The sequence below is a fragment of the Martelella sp. UBA3392 genome, from assembly GCF_002358775.1.
Taxonomy (GTDB): Bacteria; Pseudomonadota; Alphaproteobacteria; order Rhizobiales; family Rhizobiaceae; genus Martelella; species Martelella mediterranea.
Window position 1 is genome coordinate 1 of record NZ_DEPM01000253.1, and the last position, 2,933, is coordinate 2,933.

At 64.0% G+C, this 2,933-nt stretch carries 2 protein-coding genes; both read right to left on the reverse strand.

Annotated elements, in window-relative coordinates; translation table 11 throughout:
• Positions 1-143: 143 nt before the first annotated feature.
• A complete protein-coding gene (locus B4E36_RS19950; RefSeq protein WP_414673792.1) occupies positions 144-1,427 on the reverse strand; it encodes an imelysin family protein in 1,284 nt (427 codons plus the stop codon).
• Positions 1,428-1,568: 141 nt separating this feature from the next.
• On the reverse strand, positions 1,569-2,852 hold the full coding sequence (locus B4E36_RS19955) for an RsmB/NOP family class I SAM-dependent RNA methyltransferase (RefSeq protein ID WP_292053402.1): 1,284 nt from the start codon (positions 2,850-2,852) through the stop codon (positions 1,569-1,571).
• Between the last annotated feature and the right edge of the window lie 81 nt (positions 2,853-2,933).

Here is a 2,933-nt window from a genome sequence, read left to right on the forward strand (position 1 = left end):
AGGGGGAGATGTCGCGAAAGCGACAGAGAGGGGTACAGGGCATAAACCGCGAGCCCCTGCTCTCGGAGAGGGTTCACCCCTCTCTGCCCTGTCGGGCATCTCCCCCTCAAGGGGGGAGATTGGCAAGAGGCGATCCCCCGATCCTACTGGAACACGGCTTCCGGCGCGTCAAGGCTGTCGGAGCCTTCCAATTCGATCTGGCCGAGATCGAGCGCGGCGATCGCGCGTTCGATGGACGGCGTCTGGTCGATCAGGCCATCGATTGCGGCCTGAACCACGGCGTTGCCCTCGTCATTGCCTTCGCCGATCATCTGGTCGTAGGCCTCGACGGTTTCCGCGCGGGTGGCCATCGCCTCCATCGCCTCGACGGTCGCAAGCAGCTTCGCCGTCAGTTCCTCATCCAGCGCCGGGTCCTTGGCGGCCACCAGATCGGAGACCGAAGCGCCGGTCATTTCCGTGCCGTCGACGCGGGTGTAATCGCCGGTATAGGCCTGCAGGATGCCGATCGCATCGTTCAGGTGCGAGGCGTGGGTGTTGTCGGAGAAGCAATCATGCTCTTCCTCCGGATCGTGCAGAAGCAGGCCGAGCTTCATGCGCTCGCCGGCAAGCTCGCCATAGGAAAGCGAGCCCATGCCCGTCAGGATCGCGGCGATGCCGGTGGTCGGGTCCTCGGTGACGTAGCTGTAGGCCTCGCCGCCCTGTTCCCAGGCCGCGACGATATCCTCGAGGTCGGAAATCAGCAGTTCGGAGGCTGCCGTCAGATAGGCCGCGCGGCGATCGCAATTGCCGTTGGTGCAATCATCGCCGGAAAGATAATCGGTGTAGGAGCGCTGGCCCGCGCCGGCATCCGTGCCGTTCAGGTCCTGGCCCCAGAGCAGGAATTCGATGGCGTGGTAGCCGGTGGCGACATTGGCCTCGATATCGCCGGCTTCATGCAGCGTGTTGGCGAGCAGATCGGGCGTGATCTCGGTGGCGTCGACCGTCTCGCCGTTGATCTTGATCTCGGGATTGGCGATGACATTTGCGGTGTAGAGCGAATTCTCGTCGCTTTCCATGCCGTAGGAGGCGTCGACATAGTCGATCAGGCCTTCATCCAGCGGCCATGCATTGACCTTGCCTTCCCAGTCGTCAACGGTCGGATTGCCGAACCGATAGACTTCGGTGAGCTGGTAGGGAATGCGGGCGGCGATCCAGGCTTCCTTGGCGGCGTTCTGGGTCTCTTCGCTCGGGTTTGCGACGAACGCCTGAATGGCCTCGTCCAGCGCCTTCGCCGTCGTCAGCGAATCCTGGTATTTCGCAAGCGCGACATCGGCATAGTGCTTGACCACCGCCTCAGGCGTGACGTCGGCTGCAAAAGCCGGGGCTGCGAGCATGGTGGAGGCGGCAAAGCCCGCCAGAAGGGCGCGCGTACGGATCGTGTGCATCATGGGGTCCCTCTCCTTCAATGACACTGTGAGTGCTGCCTACATGAAGGAAAAAGAAACTTGTGTCAAATAATCCAGTTATTGAGAATCGCGCGCCGCCCGCGCGCTGCGCACTGGCTTGCGCATCGTCAATTTTCAGTCTGTTCAGCCCTGTTTGCGCAGCACCGCGCAGAAGAAGCCGTCGGTCCCGGTTGCAGCCGGCGTCAGCGTCGCGAACCGTCCATCGGTGAAATGCGGCTGCTTTGGCGATGACGGGAAACGCTCCTGCCAGAGCGCCGCGATATCGAGGGCTTCGAAATCGGCCCGTCCTTCGAGAAAACCCGCGATCCGGGCCTGGTTCTCGGCCGGAAGCAACGAGCAGGTGACATAGACCAGCAATCCGCCGGGCTTGACGAAACGGGACGCCGCCTCAAGCACCGCGTCCTGCTGCGCCATGCGCTCTTCAAGATTCTTTTCAGACAGCCGCCATTTTATATCGGGCCGGCGCCGCCATGTGCCGGTGCCCGTGCAGGGCGCGTCGATCAGCACGCGATCGAAGCTCAGTCCCTCCAGCGCGGCGGCATCGTCATGGACCTGCACATTGCGGGTGCCGGCGCGGCGCAGGCGCTCGATGATCGGCGCGAGCCGCGTTCTATCGGCATCATAGGCGTGCACCTGGCCGGCATTGTCCATGTCGGCTGAAAGCGCCAGCGTCTTGCCGCCGCCGCCTGCGCAATAATCCAGCACCTGCTGACCGGCATGGGCGTCCACCAGCCGCGCCACGATCTGAGAACCCTCGTCCTGCACCTCGAACCAGCCCTTCTGGAAGGCAAGCTCGGCGGTGACGTTCGGCAGCCGGTCGCCGCCGCTGCCGGGCGGAATGCGCAGGCCGCACGGCGCGATCGCGGTCAGGTCTGCCCCTGCCCGCGCCAGCGCCTTCTTCACCTTCTCGCGCTCGGCCTTCAGCGTGTTGACGCGCAGATCGAGCGAGGGCCGGAGGTTCAGCGCCTCGGCCTCTGCAAGCCAGCCATCGCCGAAATTTTCCTTGAAGGCCGGCAGGATCCATTCCGGCAGGTCGGCGCGGACATGATCCGGGGCATCCGCAAGGTTGCGGCTGGCAAAGGCGGCGAGCGCGCTCTCGGAAAGAGGCTCCGGCGCGAACTTGTCGCCGTCGAGCCTTTCGGCAAGGCTTTCCGGGGTAAAACCCCATTGGCGGAACAGCACCGCATGGGCGAGCGCCGCCGGGCTGTCGTCATCCATCAGAAAGGCGTGTGACAGCTTCAGCCGGAGCGCGTCATAGACGATATTGCCGATCGCCGCCCGGTCGCCGGAGCCGGCGAAGCGGTGCGCCGTGCCCCAGTCCTTCAGCGCATTCGCGATGGGACGCTTGCGCTCCTCCACCTCGGAAAGAACCTCGATCGCGCCCTGAAGACGTCCGCCAATGCGCATGTGTTATGCTCCCTTGGATGAGGTTTGGTGAAGAGGCCAGCCACGCGCCTTACAATTTCCCCCCTTGAGGGGGAGATGCCC

What these genes read in the sequence shown, in the direction of transcription:
- B4E36_RS19950 (WP_414673792.1), bottom strand. Translation starts at nt 1,427, where the DNA reads ATGATGCACACGATCCGTACGCGCGCCCTTCTGGCGGGCTTTGCCGCC.
- B4E36_RS19955 (WP_292053402.1), bottom strand. Translation starts at nt 2,852, where the DNA reads ATGCGCATTGGCGGACGTCTTCAGGGCGCGATCGAGGTTCTTTCCGAG.